The organism is Runella limosa DSM 17973, assembly GCF_000482465.1.
Classification (GTDB): Bacteria; Bacteroidota; Bacteroidia; order Cytophagales; family Spirosomataceae; genus Runella; species Runella limosa.
Window position 1 is genome coordinate 213759 of the sequence record NZ_KI519422.1, and the last position, 17334, is coordinate 231092.

At 45.1% G+C, this 17334-nt stretch carries 16 protein-coding genes; 9 read left to right on the forward strand and 7 right to left on the reverse strand.

What is annotated here, in order from left to right:
* The first annotated feature begins 2 nt into the window (after positions 1-2).
* From K339_RS0118805 to K339_RS0118815, 3 genes are all read left to right on the forward strand, one after another.
* Complete coding sequence (locus K339_RS0118805; RefSeq protein ID WP_028524988.1) at positions 3-419, forward strand: hypothetical protein; 417 nt, start codon at positions 3-5, stop codon at positions 417-419.
* Positions 416-1441 (forward strand): sensor histidine kinase, encoded by a 1026-nt coding sequence (locus tag K339_RS0118810; RefSeq protein WP_028524989.1) that lies wholly within the window; start codon positions 416-418, stop codon positions 1439-1441. Before K339_RS0118805 ends, K339_RS0118810 begins: the two co-directional genes overlap by 4 nt.
* Before the next feature lie 274 nt (positions 1442-1715).
* The gene (locus K339_RS0118815; RefSeq protein ID WP_028524990.1) at positions 1716-2393 is read left to right on the forward strand and encodes a LytR/AlgR family response regulator transcription factor; all 678 of its coding nucleotides are present in this window, start codon (positions 1716-1718) and stop codon (positions 2391-2393) included.
* Between the two features lie 2 nt (positions 2394-2395).
* Here K339_RS0118815 and K339_RS0118820 read toward each other — a convergent pair whose 3' ends face one another.
* Together K339_RS0118820 and K339_RS0118825 are read right to left on the reverse strand one after the other, a co-directional pair.
* The gene (locus K339_RS0118820) at positions 2396-3703 is read right to left on the reverse strand and encodes a cryptochrome/photolyase family protein (RefSeq protein ID WP_028524991.1); all 1308 of its coding nucleotides are present in this window, start codon (positions 3701-3703) and stop codon (positions 2396-2398) included.
* A 118-nt stretch (positions 3704-3821) separates the two neighbouring features.
* On the reverse strand, positions 3822-4817 hold the full coding sequence (locus tag K339_RS0118825) for a polysaccharide deacetylase family protein (RefSeq protein ID WP_028524992.1): 996 nt from the start codon (positions 4815-4817) through the stop codon (positions 3822-3824).
* Between the two features lie 100 nt (positions 4818-4917).
* Between K339_RS0118825 and K339_RS0118830 the strand changes: the two genes are divergently transcribed.
* The 5 genes from K339_RS0118830 to K339_RS0118855 all read left to right on the forward strand — a co-directional run bounded on the left by K339_RS0118830 (position 4918) and on the right by K339_RS0118855 (position 10645).
* The gene (locus K339_RS0118830; protein ID WP_028524993.1) at positions 4918-6078 is read left to right on the forward strand and encodes a serine hydrolase domain-containing protein; all 1161 of its coding nucleotides are present in this window, start codon (positions 4918-4920) and stop codon (positions 6076-6078) included.
* A gap of 107 nt (positions 6079-6185) precedes the next feature.
* Complete coding sequence (locus K339_RS0118840) at positions 6186-7112, forward strand: ABC transporter ATP-binding protein (protein ID WP_028524994.1); 927 nt, start codon at positions 6186-6188, stop codon at positions 7110-7112.
* A 14-nt stretch (positions 7113-7126) separates the two neighbouring features.
* Positions 7127-8470 carry an ABC transporter permease gene (locus K339_RS0118845; protein ID WP_028524995.1) on the forward strand — a complete coding sequence of 448 codons (1344 nt, stop codon included), beginning with the start codon at positions 7127-7129 and terminating at the stop codon, positions 8468-8470.
* Positions 8471-8535: 65 nt separating this feature from the next.
* Positions 8536-9705 (forward strand): signal peptidase I, encoded by a 1170-nt coding sequence (gene lepB / locus K339_RS0118850; RefSeq protein WP_028524996.1) that lies wholly within the window; start codon positions 8536-8538, stop codon positions 9703-9705.
* 13 nt (positions 9706-9718) lie between these two features.
* Complete coding sequence (locus K339_RS0118855) at positions 9719-10645, forward strand: glycoside hydrolase family 43 protein (protein ID WP_028524997.1); 927 nt, start codon at positions 9719-9721, stop codon at positions 10643-10645.
* 106 nt (positions 10646-10751) lie between these two features.
* Here the strand turns inward: K339_RS0118855 and serS are convergent, their stop codons facing one another.
* The 5 genes from serS to K339_RS0118880 all read right to left on the reverse strand — a co-directional run bounded on the left by serS (position 10752) and on the right by K339_RS0118880 (position 15588).
* A complete protein-coding gene (gene serS, locus K339_RS0118860) occupies positions 10752-12023 on the reverse strand; it encodes a serine--tRNA ligase (RefSeq protein ID WP_028524998.1) in 1272 nt (423 codons plus the stop codon).
* Positions 12024-12198: 175 nt separating this feature from the next.
* The gene (gene tnpA / locus K339_RS0118865) at positions 12199-12633 is read right to left on the reverse strand and encodes an IS200/IS605 family transposase (protein WP_028524999.1); all 435 of its coding nucleotides are present in this window, start codon (positions 12631-12633) and stop codon (positions 12199-12201) included.
* 558 nt (positions 12634-13191) lie between these two features.
* Complete coding sequence (locus tag K339_RS0118870; protein ID WP_028525000.1) at positions 13192-14550, reverse strand: aspartate kinase; 1359 nt, start codon at positions 14548-14550, stop codon at positions 13192-13194.
* 48 nt (positions 14551-14598) lie between these two features.
* The gene (locus K339_RS0118875) at positions 14599-14850 is read right to left on the reverse strand and encodes a CBU_0592 family membrane protein (protein ID WP_028525001.1); all 252 of its coding nucleotides are present in this window, start codon (positions 14848-14850) and stop codon (positions 14599-14601) included.
* Between the two features lie 54 nt (positions 14851-14904).
* Entirely contained in the window at positions 14905-15588 is a 684-nt protein-coding gene (locus K339_RS0118880; RefSeq protein WP_028525002.1) for a glycosyltransferase family 2 protein, read from the reverse strand.
* Positions 15589-15689: 101 nt separating this feature from the next.
* On the opposite strand from K339_RS0118880, the gene bshC reads away from it, so the two are divergent.
* Positions 15690-17246 (forward strand): bacillithiol biosynthesis cysteine-adding enzyme BshC, encoded by a 1557-nt coding sequence (gene bshC, locus K339_RS0118885; RefSeq protein WP_028525003.1) that lies wholly within the window; start codon positions 15690-15692, stop codon positions 17244-17246.
* The last annotated feature ends 88 nt before the right edge of the window (positions 17247-17334 follow it).

Sequence of the window (17334 nt, forward strand, 5' to 3'; positions counted from 1 at the left end):
CCATGAAAAACGCACTGATGGTTGGATTGTGGATGATGTTTGCCACTGCAACCGAAGAATTGAATGAATCGGGCGAACGAGGAACGTTGGTTTTGTACCGAAGAAAGGACTACTTTTCCTCTGATTTTACCCTCAAAATCAATAACCAAGAGGTAAGCCAAAAATTTAGCAACAATGAGTACATACGCGTTGACGTACCCGCTGGAAGGCTAAAAATAGAAACGGAGGGTGGGTTTATTACCCAAAAACAAAATATGGCGTTCAGTGTTTTGCCCAACGAAACCTTGTATCTCAAAGGCATTGTAGATTATGATTACCTTAGCAACGCCTTGTACTTTAAGCGGACAGATGCTGAACAAGCCACCCGCGAAATGTCAAAAACAAAACTAGACGAAACCGCCCTCCGCCGAATAGAATGAAATTTCGCTCGTTTTTTTATAGCCCATGGCTGTTTGGATTTGTAGTTGCCTTGGTTGGAGGCTACATCGGTTGGTTGTTGACCGAAAGTCTCCAGTTACAGTTTGGCGATGAGGAGCAAGGTGTAGGTGGTTTTTTTAGGTTTTTGTTGAGTTATGTACTACTGGTTGTGCTGGTTTTGTCATTGAGTTGGCTCAATTTTCGTGGCCCTTTTCGTTGGTGGTTGCTTTCGGATAAAAAATGGACGTACTGGACGTGGCTGGTACTGCTGACATGGCTGACATTTGAAGGATTACAGTTTCGGCAAGGCTACGAGCAAGAGTTTGTGGATGAAAATGTACTCGTTACCTTGGTATTTGTAGGGGTTGTGATTGGTTTTGGGTACGTGGCCGATGCGTTTCGAGTTCGACGCGAACAGTTGGTACTTCAACAACAAAAAACGGAGGCAGAACTGCGGGCGTTAAAATCGCAAATCAATCCCCATTTTTTATTCAATGCCCTCAATACGATTTACAACGAAGCAGATGCTGCCCAAAATGATAAAGTATCGGAGCTGGTGCAGCAACTGGCGGGTATCATGCGCTTTACCTTGCAAGAAACCCAAAAAGACTTTACGAGTGTCGAACGAGAAATCGAATTTTTAGAAAAATACCTAGCGCTCCAGCAAGCACGGCTACCCAAGCGAAAGGAGTTGCGGATAGATGTGGTGATTGAATACGACGGGCAACCTGCGCGCATTGCCCCGTTGTTGTTGATTCCCTTTGTGGAAAATGCGTTTCAGTACGGTGTTAGTTTGCAGCAAGATAGTTTTATTGAACTAAAGCTAACGATTGAGGGAGGGCAGTTGTCGTTTTGGGTTCGAAATAGCATTTCGCCTCAAGCAGCGCAGAAACAAGGACACGGAACAGGAATCAAAAACGTACAGCAGCGTTTAGAACTGATTTATCCTAATCGTTATCAATTATCTGTAGCGACTAGCGAAGGTATATTTGATGTTTTGTTAGGGATAAAGCTTAAAATGTGAAAAATAGCCGCCCGATGGGGCTTCGTTTCAGGTCTGATTTATTCTTACTACTAAGATGTAGCTATCCTCTGGAGCAATAAATTAATGCGTTCAACCTGGAGTATATGTAGGTGAGTGAAATAAAGCTAAAATTGTTGTAAATTTGTTTATGAGTCAAAACAGAACAAACGTAATGGAAACAAATCAAAAGCCCCTTTCCGACCGACCCCCTATCTTTTCGGGGATACTTCATTGTATGCCAACTTCGTGTATGAGTTAGTTATCCCCAAATAAAATGATTGCTATTGCTCTTGACGACGAACCAGCCGCTTTACAAGTTTTGCGGCGTCATGCGGAAAAAGTGCCTTTTGTAGAACTCAAGCAGACGTTTGAAAGTGCGGCGGAAGCATTAAGATATTTGCACCAGAACCCCGTCGATTTGCTGTTTTTGGACGTACAAATGCCCGATATGTTGGGAACTGATTTTGCTCGACTTCTAAAAAATACCTCAACCCAAGTGGTCTTTGTCACAGCTTACGCAGACTACGCCGTAGAAGGGTTTGAACTGCAAGTCCTTGATTATCTGCTTAAACCTGTGGAGTTTGGGCGTTTTCTTCAGGCGTGTAATCGAGCGTTGGGGCAGCAAGCCAAGCAAATTGGCGAAGCATCAAGTTTGTTTGTAAAAGATGGGTACGATTGGGTACGCGTCCATCTCGATGAAATATTGTACATTCAATCAGACACCAATTTGCTTTTTATTCACGAGCGCAACCGCAAAGTAACGACTCGAATGACCCTCAACGAAATGATGGGACAACTGCCCTCTGACAAGTTTTTACGGATTCACAAATCCTACATTGTAGCGTTGAAATCCATTCAGAAGCTCGAACGCCATCAAGTGACTGTTGGAAGCGTCGCCATCCCCTTAGCAGGAACCTACAAAACTGAACTAGAGGAACGGCTATTGAGGTGAATTTACTGTTTCAACGCCTTCTGATAGGTTGCCAAGCAGCGCTCACGGGCGGCGGCATGATCCACAATCGGCTTGGGATAGTCAAAGCTGTTTATTTCGGGAACCCATTTTTTGATATAAACCAGTTGGGGGTCGAATTTCTGCGTTTGAGACGTAGGGTTAAAGATTCTGAAATAAGGAGCTGCATCTGTCCCTGACCCCGAAGCCCATTGCCAGCCACCATTGTTGGCCGAAAGGTCAAAATCAAGCAGTTTTTGGGCAAAATACGCTTCGCCCCAGCGCCAGTCGATGAGTAGATGTTTGGTCAAAAAGCTAGCCACCACCATCCTGACGCGGTTGTGCATAAAACCCGTCGCGTTGAGTTCGCGCATTCCTGCATCTACAATCGGGTAACCCGTACGGCCTTCGCACCATTTTTTAAATTGCGCTTCGTCGTTACGCCATTCGATGCGGTCATAATCCGCTCGAAACGCTTTACCTTCACCCACGTGCGGAAAATGCCAGAGAATTTGCATGTAGAAATCTCGCCAAATGAGTTCGTTCAGAAACGTTTCGCTGAGGTCTTTGGTATGACGTGCCAGTTCGCGAATTGAAATAGTACCAAATCGTAAGTGTACACTTAAACGCGAAGTACCCTGAATCGAAGGAGTATCACGTCGTTCTTTGTAGTTTTTAACCAATTCATCCCTAACTGATTTTCCTGGGAAAGGCTGGCCAATGGGTTCAAATCCAATCTCTGCTAAAGTAGGAAGTGGAAGCGGAGAAGTGGGGAGAAAATGTTGGTAATACTTTTCGGCAGGGTACGATTTTAGGTAGAAAGAATTTAGCTTTTCTTTCCACTTGCGGCTGTAAGGAGTAAACACCGTGTAGGGTGTTCCTGCGCCGCTTAGTACTTCGTTTTTCTCAAAAATACACTGGTCTTTGTAGGTATAAAAAGCAATTCCGCGCGCATTGAGCCATTCGCCGATAGCTTTGTCGCGACGAATCGCAGTGGGTTCGTAGTCATGGTTGGTATAAACTTCGGCTACGTTGTAGGTGCGGGTGAGTTCTTCCCAGCAAGCCGCCGATGAACCGTGTTTTACCACCAACGTTGTACCCATTTGAGTCAACTGAGCTTGTAATTCTTGCAATGCGAGGTGAATGAACTCCACTCGTCGGTCACGTTTGTCTTCGAGCTTGTCTAAGATGTCGGTATCAAAAAGAAAAACAGGAAGCACAGGGTTTCCCGACTTGAGGGCGTGATACAAAGCAGCATTGTCGTGCAGGCGCAAATCGCGGCGAAACCAAAACAACGTAATCGGTTGACTCATAAAAAAGCGTAGTGTTTTGAGAACAACTACGCTTTGGGAAAGATTGTTTTTTTGTAAAAGTAAAGTCGGAGACTTTGTCCCGTTTTCGCCCCGAGTTTAACTCGGGGCGAGCTGCGTGTTATTTCACTTTCTTGCGACGCTCGTACATTTCACGCCAAGTGGTGAGGACAATTCCTTCTTTGTCCAGAAAAGTTTTCAATTCTGGGTCGAGCATGGCCCAGAAATCGCCATAACGTGTAGGCCAAGAATCGGTGATTTCTTTGAAATTATCGCTCGGCGCTGCGCAGTGCATAATTACCATGGTGATGCCAGGTTTCGCCTCTTTGAGGAGTTCGATGTACTTCTGGGTTTTCATTTTGCGCAAATTTTCTTCCGTATTAGCAGTTCCTGCGGGCAATTTCCAACCGTAGGTGTCGGCAAACAAGTCGTCCAATACAGGTAAGCCAGCGCCCCATAGTATTTTACCTACTTGCTGAAATTGCTGAATTTCTTGCGCTGGGCTGTTGCGTTCTTTCGCGATGAGGGTAGCATGACCGCCAGGCAACATGACAGGAATTTTTTCTTGAATACCTACCTTAACATAGCGCTCCGTAAAAGCAGGTGAACCAAACAACGTCCCCATGTGGGAGTCGATGTGTGAAGGTTCGACACCAAAACTCCGAAAACGTGCAATTTGTGCCCGAATTTCAGTTTCTACTTCATCGGCGGAGGCGTGTTTTACGACATCTCCGACGTTCGACCACATTGCCCCTTCTTTATCAACTAACCCAGGTACTTTTTCTCGCCCCGAAATCGGAAACCAGCGGTAGCCTTTCCACTCCGAGGTGAGCGTGAGGTGAACGCCCGCATCGGTCGTTGGGTGTTGTTGGAGGTATTTCATGTAGGCAGGTACCCATCCACAAGGCATCATCACACTGGTAGAGTTGGCCACCCCTTTTTCCATGGCAATGATGGTGCCTTGGTTGGCCTCGTACGACATCCCTGCGTCGTCGATGTGGAATAGAATGATTTTTTTGCCTTTGGGGTAGCCCAATTTCTCGGCATACGTTTCTTGGGCTTGGCTAGGGTGGTAGAGGAAAGAAATAAGCGCAGCAACAAAAAAAAGCTGTTTCATGGACTCGCAACGGTTATATTTGTTTGTATAAAGTCTTGCAAAGGTAAACCATACCCAATCAAGCCTTGGAGGGAAGTCCTTCTACTTACTTAACATTCAGATGAAAAGACTATTACGCAAGTCAGTTTTTGGTTTAGGAGGCCTGTTGTTGGCAGGTACGGCACTTACGTACGCCCCGCCTTTGGTGCATATTCGTAATTATGTAGAGCGGGGAGCGGTCGATATTTTGGATTACAAAAAACATCCCGTTAGGCAGGTGTTGGCGTCGGCGCGACCCGAGCCTTGGCCGCTGGATTCCAATTTTAACAAAGCCAAGATTTCTCAAAACCTCATTGATACCCTCGAAAAATACGAAACTACGGCTTTTTTGGTCTTTAAAGACGGAAAACTCAAATACGAGCATTATTGGGAAGGCTATGATACCAAAACGCTAAGTCAGTCGTTTTCGGCGGCTAAAAGTGTCATTTCAATGCTCGTAGGGATTGCGCTCAACGAAAACAAAATCAAAAGCTTGGATGAGCCTATTTCGCATTATATAGGTTCATTTTCGGAGGGAGAAAAAAAGAAAATCACGATTCGGCACTGCCTGACGATGAGCTCGGGGCTCGATTGGCACGAAAAAGACCGTGGGGTATTTAGCAACAATGCCTATGGCTACTACGGCGAAGATATTGCCAAAGTTATCGACAATCTCACTGTAGAAAAGCCCGTTGGAAAGGAGTTTGAATACCGCAGTGGCGATACCCAAATCTTGGGTTTGGTGCTGGAAAAAGCCTATAATAAGAAAATCTCGGACTTGGTCTCTGAAAAAATCTTTCAGCGGATTGGTTCCGAAACCGATGCCCTCTGGATGTTGGATAAACCCAAAGGCCGCGAAAAATCCTTTTGTTGTTTTGCTCCTACCGCCCGCGACTATGCTCGTTTTGGACACTTGATGCTTTGGAAAGGAGCATGGGGGCAGCAGCGGATTGTATCCGAAAAGTACATGAATCAAGCACTTAGCCCTGCTACAAACTTACTTGACCCCAAAACAAACGCCCCGCTTCAGGTGTATGGATTTCAGTTTTGGATTCAGCCTTATAAAAACCTCCAAACGGTGAGTATGCGTGGGCTGTTGGGGCAATTAGTTTGGGCGATTCCTTCGGAGAATGCGGTGGTGGTACGTTTGGGTCACAAAGAGTCACCAGCGAAAGTAGGCCTGTATTTCCGTCAAGATTCAGAAGCTTATTTGGCGGCGGCGTTGGAGGTTCTTAGGCAGTAAGAAGGGAAGGGACTGCCATTTATCCTATCAAATCACCAAACATCCACAAGTAGTTGAATAATCGGGCATAAAGACTGTATTTTTCGGTATAATCTTCTACCAAAAACATGTCTCACATTCTCGAAGCGCATGACATTGTCAAGCAATATGCTACCCATCGCGCCCTCGACGGCGTTAGTCTTAGTGTTCCCAAAGGATGTATTTTTGGGTTACTTGGCCCCAACGGAGCGGGAAAAACATCGCTGATTCGTATCATTACCCAAATCTCAGCCCCCGACGAGGGTTATGTGTTATTTGATGGCCAGCGCCTTCAGCCCAACCACATTCAGGATATTGGTTACTTACCCGAAGAACGTGGTTTATACAAAAAAATGAAAGTAGGCGAGCAGCTACTCTATTTGGCACAACTCAAAGGTTTGTCGGAGCGCGAAGCCATGGACAAGCTGAAGGTTTGGATAAAAAAGTTTGACATCAAAACTTGGTGGACAAAAAGCATTGAAGACCTCTCTAAGGGAATGCAGCAAAAGGTACAATTTGTGGCTACGGTGATGCACGAGCCTAAACTGATTATCCTTGATGAACCTTTTTCGGGTTTTGACCCCATCAATGCTAACCTCATCAAAGACGAAATTTTGGAGCTCCGCCAACGTGGTACGACAATCATTTTTTCGACCCACAGAATGGAATCCGTAGAAGAGCTCTGTGACCACATTGCACTCGTCAATAAATCGAGGATTATTTTGAATGGCAGTAAAAAGGAAATTAAAAACCAGTTCAAAGAAAATAGCTACTCGGTGAGTTTCCATGGTGAGTTAGGTGATTTACCTCCTGATTTTGAGTTGATTACTACAAAAGATTCGGGGGAAAGCTTGCAACAAGCTACCATTCGTATTGTGGGCGATGCTACCGTAAACCAGTTGGTTGGCAACCTCATTAATCAAGTGGAGTTGGTTTCTTTCCACGAAAATATTCCTTCTTTCAACGACATTTTCATCAAAGCCGTAGGTAGCGACGCTCCCGACGAATCAAAATAATTTAGAACAATACTATGAAAAACATTTTCCTTGTTCTCAAGCGCGAATACCTCGTACGGGTACGCAAAAAGTCATTCATCGTAATGACGTTTCTAACGCCTATTTTGATTGCTGCTTTCTACGGAATTATCGTTTGGGCGGCAGTGGGCTCTTTCAAAAGCGAGCACAAAACGATTCAGGTAATCGACGAAAGTGGGTTGTTTAAAGAAAAATTTAAGAGCGATAAAAACACCACGTTTGAACTTATCAGCGGCTCCGTAGCCAAGGTACAGAAACAGCTAAAGGGCAAAGAAGACAACTTACTCGTCCACATTCCTGCTGACATTATGAGCCGTCCAAATGGCTTGCAGATTTATGCCGAAAAGAACATTGGTCCGATGCTCAAAAACCGCATCGAAAAAGTAGTTCAGCAAGGGTTAAGAAACATCAAGTTGTCAAAAGCAGGAATCACTCAGCAAGTGATTGAGGATGCGAATCAAGATGTTGACGCTCAGACTTATAGCCTCGACGATGAAGGTAAGTCGCAGTCGAGCAGTACCATGGCCGCATATGTGGCGGGCTATGCGGCGGCATTTTTGTTGTATATCTTTATTTTGGTCTATGGTGCGGGAGTAATGCAAGGGGTCATGGAAGAAAAATCAAATCGTATCATCGAGGTGATTATTTCGTCGGTAAAGCCTTTTCACTTGATGTTGGGTAAAATTTTGGGCGTGGCGGCTGTGGGGCTTACCCAGTTTGTGTTGTGGGGAGTGCTTACGTTTGGCGTATCGAGCGCCACTCAAACGCTCTTTGGCTTTAATCGCTTTACGGCTACGGAGGAGGTGATGAAAAAACAAGCCGAGCAAGCCGATCCCGAGGTGAAAAAGGAGATGGAGAAGCAGCAAAATAATACCTTGCAGACAATCGAAAACTTCTCAAAATCAGCCCAATCATTGCCACTCGCCAAAATTTTCTTCTGCTTCCTATTTTACTTTTTAGGGGGCTATTTGTTGTACAGCTCGCTGTACGCGGCGATTGGAGCCTCGGTCGAAAACCAACAGGAAGCGGGGCAGTTCACTTTCCCAATCATGCTGCCGATTATTGCGGCCATTGTCTTTGCCCAATTGGCCATCAATCAGCCCGATGGTTCGTTGGCTTTCTGGACGTCGATGATTCCGTTTACGTCGCCTGTGGTGATGATGGCGCGGATTCCGTTTGGTGTACCTGCGTGGGAAATTGCCCTTTCGATGGCACTGCTCGTGCTTGGATTCGTCGGTACAACTTGGATTGCCGCGCGAATTTATCGTATTGGTATTTTGATGTACGGTAAAAAAGTGAATTACAAAGAGTTGTCTAAATGGTTGTTTTACAAAGGATAAATAATTAGCCAATCCAACATCCCGAAAGTTTTGAACTTTCGGGATGTTTTTTGTCTCCAAAATGTATGGAATCAAAAGAAAAAGTACAAGAAAAAGCAGCGACTTCCTCGCCCAAAAAGTCAGCACTGAGAGAGTGGGTTGATTCGGTAGTGTTTGCGGTAGTAGCGGCGACCTTCATTCGGTGGCTGTTTTTTACGCCTTTTACCATTCCGTCGTCGTCAATGGAGAAAACACTTCTCGTGGGTGATTTTTTGTTTGTTAGTAACCTGCATTACGGCGCTCGTACGCCTGTGACACCGTTGCAAATTCCGCTGACGCATCAAACCATTTGGGGAACATCTATTCCATCCTTTTCGACCTTGATTCAGTTGCCGATGTATCGTTTGCCAGGTTTTACGCACATCAAACGCAACGACGTGGTGGTGTTCAACTATCCAGGTGATGCCGACGAACCGTTTGAAGACGTGTCGATTGGGAATGGAGGTTATAAAGACTTTCCTGTCGATTTGAGAAATAACTTTATCAAGCGCTGCGTGGCTGTAAGTGGGGATATTCTTGAGATTAAAAATGCAGAAGTGTATATCAATGGAGTAAAAGCTCCCGTGCCTCCGCACGCTGAGTTATACTACCGAATGGAGTCGAGCGATGTATTGGACGACCGCTTTTTTGACAAAGAAAATATTCAAGATTATAGCGCCCTTCCTCCCGATTCTGCACGAACTGGAATTAACCGCTATCAAATAAGAACGACGCCCGAAATCGTTGAAACTCTGAAAAAATACGATTTTGTGCGCTCGATTCAGCAAATAGCTCGCTACAATGCCAGTATTTCAGAACCAGGTATTTACCCAGCAGCTTTGGCTCAAAATCAAGAGTTTTATGGGCCTATTCAGATTCCTAAAAAAGGCTTGACGGTTACGCTTGATTCGGTCAGCATCGCCAAATACGGACACGTTATCAAGTATTTTGACTACAACGATGCTGAAAAAGTAAATGTCACAAAGACGCAAATTACCATCGACGGTAAGCCACTGACGCAATATACTTTTAAGCAGGACTACTTTTTTATGATGGGTGACAATCGCTATGAGTCGGCCGACTCACGTTTTTGGGGATTTGTTCCTGAAGACCACATTGTGGGTAAGGCGCTTTTTACGTGGATGTCGATTGATCCCAATCCTAAATCATTTATTCACAAAATCCGTTGGAATCGCCTATTTCGCTTGATTGAATAGGTTCGTTAAAGGTATGAAACATTGGTTATTGTTCTTGTTGTTGGGTGGGACGTTGGTTGCTAAAGCGCAACAAAACGCGTATTTGTTTTCGTATTTCGTGAAAAATGGGGAAGATGGTCTTCACTTTGCTTATAGCACCGACGGGTTGCACTGGAAAGCATTGAAAGGAGGGAATTCCTTTTTGAAACCCACCGTGGGAAAGGATAAACTGATGCGCGACCCGTGCATTTACCAAGACAAAAAGGGGACTTTCCACATGGTTTGGACGAGCGGGTGGTGGGACAAAATCATCGGTTATGCTTCTTCCAACGATTTAGTAAATTGGTCGGAACAGCGGGCTATTTCGGTGATGGAGCATGAACCTACGGCTAAAAATAGCTGGGCACCCGAAATTGCTTACGATGACAAAACGAAACAGTTTTTAGTATTTTGGGCAACCACCATTCCTGGCCGTCATACTGACGTGGCCGATTCGGAGCGCGAAAAAGGCTTGAACCACCGTATGTACTACGTTACAACCAAGGATTTTAAGACATTCAGCGAAACAAAGCTATTTTTTAATCCTGATTTCAGCGTCATTGATGCGACCATCTTGAAGCGAGGTAAAAACTACGTGATGTTTCTGAAAAATGAAAACCCCAATCCGCCCGAAAAAAATATCCGTATCACCGAAGCGAAAAGCGCGCTGGGGCCATTTCCTACAAAAGTGTCTGAACCTATCACGGGGAAATACTGGGCTGAAGGGCCTACCGCGATTGAGGTGGGAGAGTATGTGTACGTGTATTTTGATAAATATACCCAGTACAAGTACGGAGCAGTACGTTCAAAAGACCTGAAAACATGGGAAGACGTGTCGGAGCAGGTAACTTTCCCTGAAGGTATTCGCCACGGAACAGCCTTCAAAGTGCCGATGACGCTGATGGAAGCTTTACAGAAGTAGAAGAGAAAAAGACCTGCCAAGTTTTTGAAACTTGGCAGGTCTGCCTACAAAATAGGGGAGGTTGTAAGCAACCTCCCCACAAATCTATACCTCCTTACAAAAATCTCTACTTAATCATCTCAAATCCACAGTAAGGTACCAAAGCCTTCGGAATACGGATTCCTTCTGGCGTTTGGTTGTTTTCGAGCAGGGCGGCCAAAATACGTGGCAATGCCAATGCCGACCCGTTGAGGGTATGTAATAACTGCGTTTTTCCGTCGGTTTTATAACGTAACTTGAGGCGATTGGCTTGGTACGTTTCAAAGTTAGATACCGAGCTACATTCCAACCAACGGCCTTGAGCGCCTGACCATACTTCAAAATCGTAGGTAAGGGCCGAAGTAAAGCCCATATCGCCACCGCACAAACGAATGATACGGAATGGCAACTCCAACGCTTGAAGCAATCCTTTTACGTGCTCGGCCATTTCGTCGAGGGCTTGGTATGATTCCTCTGGTTTGCGTACTTGCACAATTTCTACTTTGTCAAACTGGTGAAGGCGATTAAGCCCACGTACGTGCGCGCCCCAGCTACCCGCTTCGCGGCGGAAACAAGGGGTGTATCCCGCGTTTTTGATAGGTAACTCACTCTCTGCCACGATAACGTCACGGTACAGGTTCGTGATAGGTACTTCCGCCGTTGGGATGAGGTATAAGTCATCAGCAGTGGCGTGGTACATTTGTCCTTCTTTGTCGGGCAATTGCCCCGTACCAAAACCCGACTCGGCATTGATTAGAATAGGGGGTTGTACTTCCATGTAACCCGCTTCAACGGCTTTGTCCAAAAAGAATTGAATCATCGCCCGCTGAATACGCGCTCCTTGTCCTTTGTAAACAGGGAAACCTGCGCCTGTGATTTTGGTGCCTAGTTTGAAATCAATAATGTCGTATTGCTCAATCAAGTCCCAGTGAGGCTTGGCGGTTTCGGGTAGCGTAGGTTTTTCTCCCCACAGATACACTTCTACGTTTTCTTCGGGCGTACGGCCAGGAGGAACGCTTTCGTGGGGAAGGTTGGGTAGTAATACCAACGTCGCTTGAAGTTGCTCTTCGACTTCTTTCAGACTTTCTTCCAGCGATTTCGCGCGAACCTTCAGGGTGGATGTTTGAACTTTAGCCGCTTCTGCCTCCTCTTTCTTACCCTCTTTCATCAATTGCCCGATTTGCTTGGCTAAGGCGTTGGATTGTGCCAAAGTAGCGTCCAACTCACTTTGCGTATCACGACGCTGTTTGTCCAAGCCTAAAATAGTGTCCACCGCTTCGGTAGCACCTTTAAAATACTTGCGTTCCAACCCTGTAATGGTTAGTTCGCGGTTTTCGCGGATGAAGTTTAACTGTAGCATTACAAAATAGATATAGTTATTTAGGGCTAAAGCCCTTGTGTTATTTACTTCGTACTACCCCAGCCTAAAGGCGTGGGGTTAAAAGAGAATCATTCATATCCTTTCGCATTTCCATCCTTGAACCCCATGCCTTTAGGCTGGGGTATGGGCTGTTGTGTTACGAGTACTAAGGGCTTTAGCCCTGACGTACTTGGAATCCAAATTTGGCCATAAATTCTTGGCATTCTTCCAAATACGTTTTCTTTCGGTGGTGTTCTTCTTGATTCCTGATGTAATTCCTCACAGCTTCTATTTGAGATTCACTGACCGAAACGGCATAGTACTCATCAGCCCAATATAATTTTTTGCGAAATAACTGTTGCTGATTACTCCAGAAAGCAGCTTCTCCTTTGATGAGCTGCATTGTATTTGACAAGGTCAAGTCAGCGTTTAGCGCTAACAGACAGTGAATATGGTCTTCGACCCCATTGATAAAATCTATGTAAAAGCCCTTCTGTCGAGCATTTTCTCGAATATGGGAAAACAACAATTCTCGTTTCCCTTTTTCAAGGATATTTTCTCGACTTTTAGTCCCCCAAACGGCATGAACCCAGATTTTTACAAAAGCCATTTTTACACTGTTTAGTCAGGGCTAAAGCCCTTGTTCTGTAAGCCTGATTGCGTTTCCCCAGCCTAAAGGCGTGGGGTTAAAAGAGCTATTCTACTAACCATCTAGCCATTTTTACACTGTTTAGTCAGGACTAAAGCCCTTGTTCTGTAAGCCTGATTGCGTTTCCCCAACCTAAAGGTGTGGGGTTAAAAGAGTTTTTTTACGAACCCTCTATCCATTTTTATGGTGTCTAGTCAAGGCTAAAGCCCTTGTTCATTGAATGCCTATTTTGTTTCCCCAGCCTAAAGGCGTGGGGTTAAAAGAGTTTTTCTACGAACCCTCTAGCCATTTTTATGGTGTCTGGTCAAGGCTAAAGCCCTAGTCCATTGAATGCCTATTATGTTTCCCCAGTCTAAAGGCGTGGGGTTATAAGAGTTATTTTTACTCTAATCCTACGCCTTCTCCAGCCTAAAGGCATGGGGTTAAAAGAATTATTTTTTCCTCTAACCCCATGCCTTTAGGCTGGGGTATGAACTATGGCGCTACTTCTAAGGGCTTTAGCCCTGACTTTGCTAGCTGCTATTGTGCATTAAAAATCGTCTTCATCGCATCTTCATAATAGAAGAGACGCTCATTGAGGACATTGAGGGCTTCGGCTTTGTCTTTTGACCATACCAAAATCGAAAGGTTGTGTTCTGACGCTCCGTACGAAATCATTCGGATTGGAATGTGTTTCATGGCTTCGAATACTTTCAACGCAATCCCTTCTTTGTCGGCTTTGAAGTCACCTACGATACAGATAATCGACAAGTCGCGGTCGTGTTCTTCCAAGTCGGCGATTTCGCTCAACTCCGCCGTGATTTCGCTCAAGTGCGTATCGTTGTCGATAGTGACTGATACCGATACCTCCGATGTCGTAATCATATCCACAGGTGTCTTATATTTCTCGAAAATCTCAAATACACGACGCAAGAAACCGTACGCATTCAGCATACGAGTCGAGTGAATATAAATGGCGGTCAGACCGTCTTTCGCCGCAATTGCTTTGATTTCGCGGTCGGTTGTAGTCGTAGCAATCAGCGTACCAAAGGCTTCGGGCTCCATTGTATTTTTCAAACGAACGGGTACGCCGCGTAATTTGGCGGGGGTAATGGTGCTTGGGTGCAAAATTTTTGCTCCAAAATAAGCCAACTCAGCCGCTTCTTCAAACGTCAATTCGCGGATGGGGAACGTGCGTTTTACAATGCGTGGGTCGTTATTGTGCATTCCGTCGATGTCGGTCCAAATCTGGATCTCTTCCGCACGAATTGCGCCCCCAATCAACGAGGCAGTATAATCAGAACCACCGCGTTTGAGGTTGTCAACTTCACCGCGAGGGTTACGGCAAATAAAGCCTTGGGTAACGATGATTTGTTTTTCTGGATGATGACCGAGCATATCGCTCAATAATTCCTCGATGGTTTCCAGTTCAGGTTCTCCGTCGTGGTCAATACGCATAAAATCCAAGGCGGGCAATAGCACAGAGCTTTCGCCTACTTCTTCCAAATACGCTTGGAACATCTGCGTACTCATAATTTCCCCTTGAGCCACTAACTCTTTGTCTTGTTTAAGGCCAAAAGGACGGCTTTTTAACACCGAACGAATGAAGTTAAACTCATTGTCAACGACCGCCTGGCCCTTTTGGAGACCTTCTTCAGTGCTATATAATTCTTTGATAAACGCGTCGTAGTGCGCTTTCAAAGCGTCTATTTTCTCTTGTACTTCGGCTTCGTTGTTTGCCTTGGCCGAGTCGCCCATCGAAATCAACGCATTGGTGGTTCCCGAAAGCGCCGATAATACTACGATTTTGCGGCCGCTATCTGCCGTCACTAGATTTCTGATTGAGTGCATCCGTTCGGGTTTTCCTACCGACGTACCGCCAAATTTCCAAACTTGCATTTTGTTACTGAATGATTATTGGTGAGTTGTGTTTGAATCAAATCTGATTTAGTGGGTGTTGGGCTGGCGTTTAAACATTCCCCAAAGCGCAATCCCTACCCAAATGATATTGACCATTGCAGACGGAATAGCGCCATAGGTAAGGGTATTAACAATGAGAAAGGCACTTCCTACCAAATTGGCCCACAAATAAGCCTTGGTCGTGGCATGTAACCTACCGCTGATGTTGAGTGCATACGCGCCCACTACCAGCACCGAACCCACCCATCCGAGAATATCTATGATAAGACGTTCTGTCATTTTTCTGAAATTTTCCGCAAAATTACACGATAAATCGGTACAATCTTGTCCCGTTTACCAATACTTGAAAATTGTCGTGATAATCTTGTAACCTGCTAATACAACGCCCTTTACCGTACCCGATATTTTAGAAAAGCCAATACGCTTTCGGTAGTTAACCGCTACTTCTGTTGATTTGAGGTGCTGTTTCGCCGCTTTTAGTTGCATTTCGACCGTCCAGCCGTAGGTTTTGTCTTGCATGTCAAGCGCCAAAAGCTTATCCCATTTAATAGCCCGAAAGGGGCCTAAATCAGTGTATTGAACGCCGTATAAAAGACGTAACAGAAATGTAGCGAGCCAATTGCCAAACACTTGTTGCGGAGTCATGGAACCACGTTCACGTTTACCTAAAGACCGTGAACCAATGACCATGTCATAATTTTGTTCCAAAATCGGTCGCACTAAATCAGGAAGTTCATCGGGATAATCGGAGTGATCACCGTCCAAAAAGACAATGATATCGGGTGGCGTTGCCAATAATTTTACGTAGTCCATTCCGCGTAAACAAGCCCGACCGTAGGCAGGTAGCGCTTCGTGAACAACAGTCGCTCCTGCTTCTTGGGCACGAATGGCTGTCTGGTCTGTAGAGCGGTTATCGACAACGACAACCTCACGTACCCAATTGCGAGGTATTTCGGAGATTACTTGCCCAATGGCAGCTTCTTCGTTGTAAGCCGGAATAATGACAATAATGTTCAAAAGATTACAATTTGCAGTGAGGAGTTTGCAAAGATAGGGAAACTTTACGGCGATATGTTTGGTTTAGGGAGATAGACTCAAGGCGCTATTTTTCTCAACTCATGCATTGTCAACCCTTACCACTTGCATCCACAGGGGCGTTTCCCCCACTTTTTTTAGATTACATTTCCCAAAAAGACCAGTTGCAGCCATTCTACGGTTTATTCCCTGTTCTTGAAAACTTTGAAAAACAACTCCAGCAAAAGTCCGCGTTTAGCCCGCAGCACCGCCAAGTACTGGTGCAATCGCTTGAACGTCAGTATGCTCACTTGAGTCAGAAGCCCGACTTTTCGAGTTTATTGAACGAAAATACATTTACCGTCACAACGGGACATCAGCTCAATATTTTTACTGGGCCGTTGTACGTCATCTATAAGATTGTAACGACCATCAATTTGGCGCGTCAGCTCAAAGCGGCTTATCCCAATTATGATTTTGTGCCAGTGTATTGGATGGCAACCGAAGACCACGACTTCGACGAAATCAGTTATTTTAATCTTTTTGGTAAAAAATATACGTGGCAAACCCAGCAAAAAGGAGCCGTTGGGCGCATGAATCCGAGAGAGTTGGGCGAAGCGTTGAAAATTTTACCTGAGCGACTGCCTATTTTTGAAAAAGCCTACTTGCGCCATGACAATCTTGCGGATGCTGTGCGTTGTTACATGAACGATTTGTTTGGCAAAGATGGCTTGGTGTGTGTGGATGGCGATGATGCGGCGTTAAAACGTTTGTTTTTGCCCGTTATCGAAGACGAACTCAAAAATTCAAAAGCGTTTGATTTGGTAAAAAGTACCACTGAAGCCATCGAAAGCCTTGGATACCACACCCAGATTAGCCCGCGTGAAATCAACTTCTTCTATTTGGCGGATGGCCTGCGCGAGCGGATTGTGAAAGAAGGCGACGAATACAAAGCGCTCAATTCGGATATTTCATTCTCCGAAACGGAGATTTTGGCTTTGGCCAATGAGCACCCTGAGCAATTTAGCCCCAACGTTGTACTGCGACCGTTGTACCAAGAAATCATTTTACCCAACTTAGCCTACATTGGTGGTCCTTCGGAAGTGCCGTACTGGATGCAGTTGAAGGGGGTTTTTGACCATTATCAAGTGCCATTTCCGTTGTTATTGCCGCGTAATTTTGCCCTGTATGTGAATGCAGCAAGCCAAAAACGTGCTGAAAAACTTGGGGTGACGGTCGAAAATCTGTTTTGGGACGATGTACGTTTGCGTAAGTCTTTTGTAGAAAAAACATCGACGGTTTCGCTGGAATTGGCGCAGGAAAAGAAGGCGATAGAGGACGTTTTCAACGACATTTTGCACAAAGCTTTGGCCATTGATAAAACCCTTGAAGGAGCGGTTAATGCCGAAAAAGTGAAAATGCTGAATACGCTCGAAAATTTAGAAAAGCGTCTTCAAAAAGCCGAAGAGCGCAATCACGAAACGGAAGTAAATCAGTTATTGGGCTTAAAAGCGAAACTTTTCCCGAGCGGAGGGTTGCAAGAGCGCAGCGAAAACTTCCTTAATTTTTATCTCAACGATAGCACATTTATTGAGAAACTATTGGCGCATTTTAATCCCCTTGATTTTTGTTTTAATATTTTGACCGAAGAAGGAGAGTAAGAGTTAGGACTCAACTACTTAATAGTAAGGGCTCTATAGAAAAGTGTGTTTTTAGTGATAGTAGGGTTCAAGTACCGATTTGTTTTGT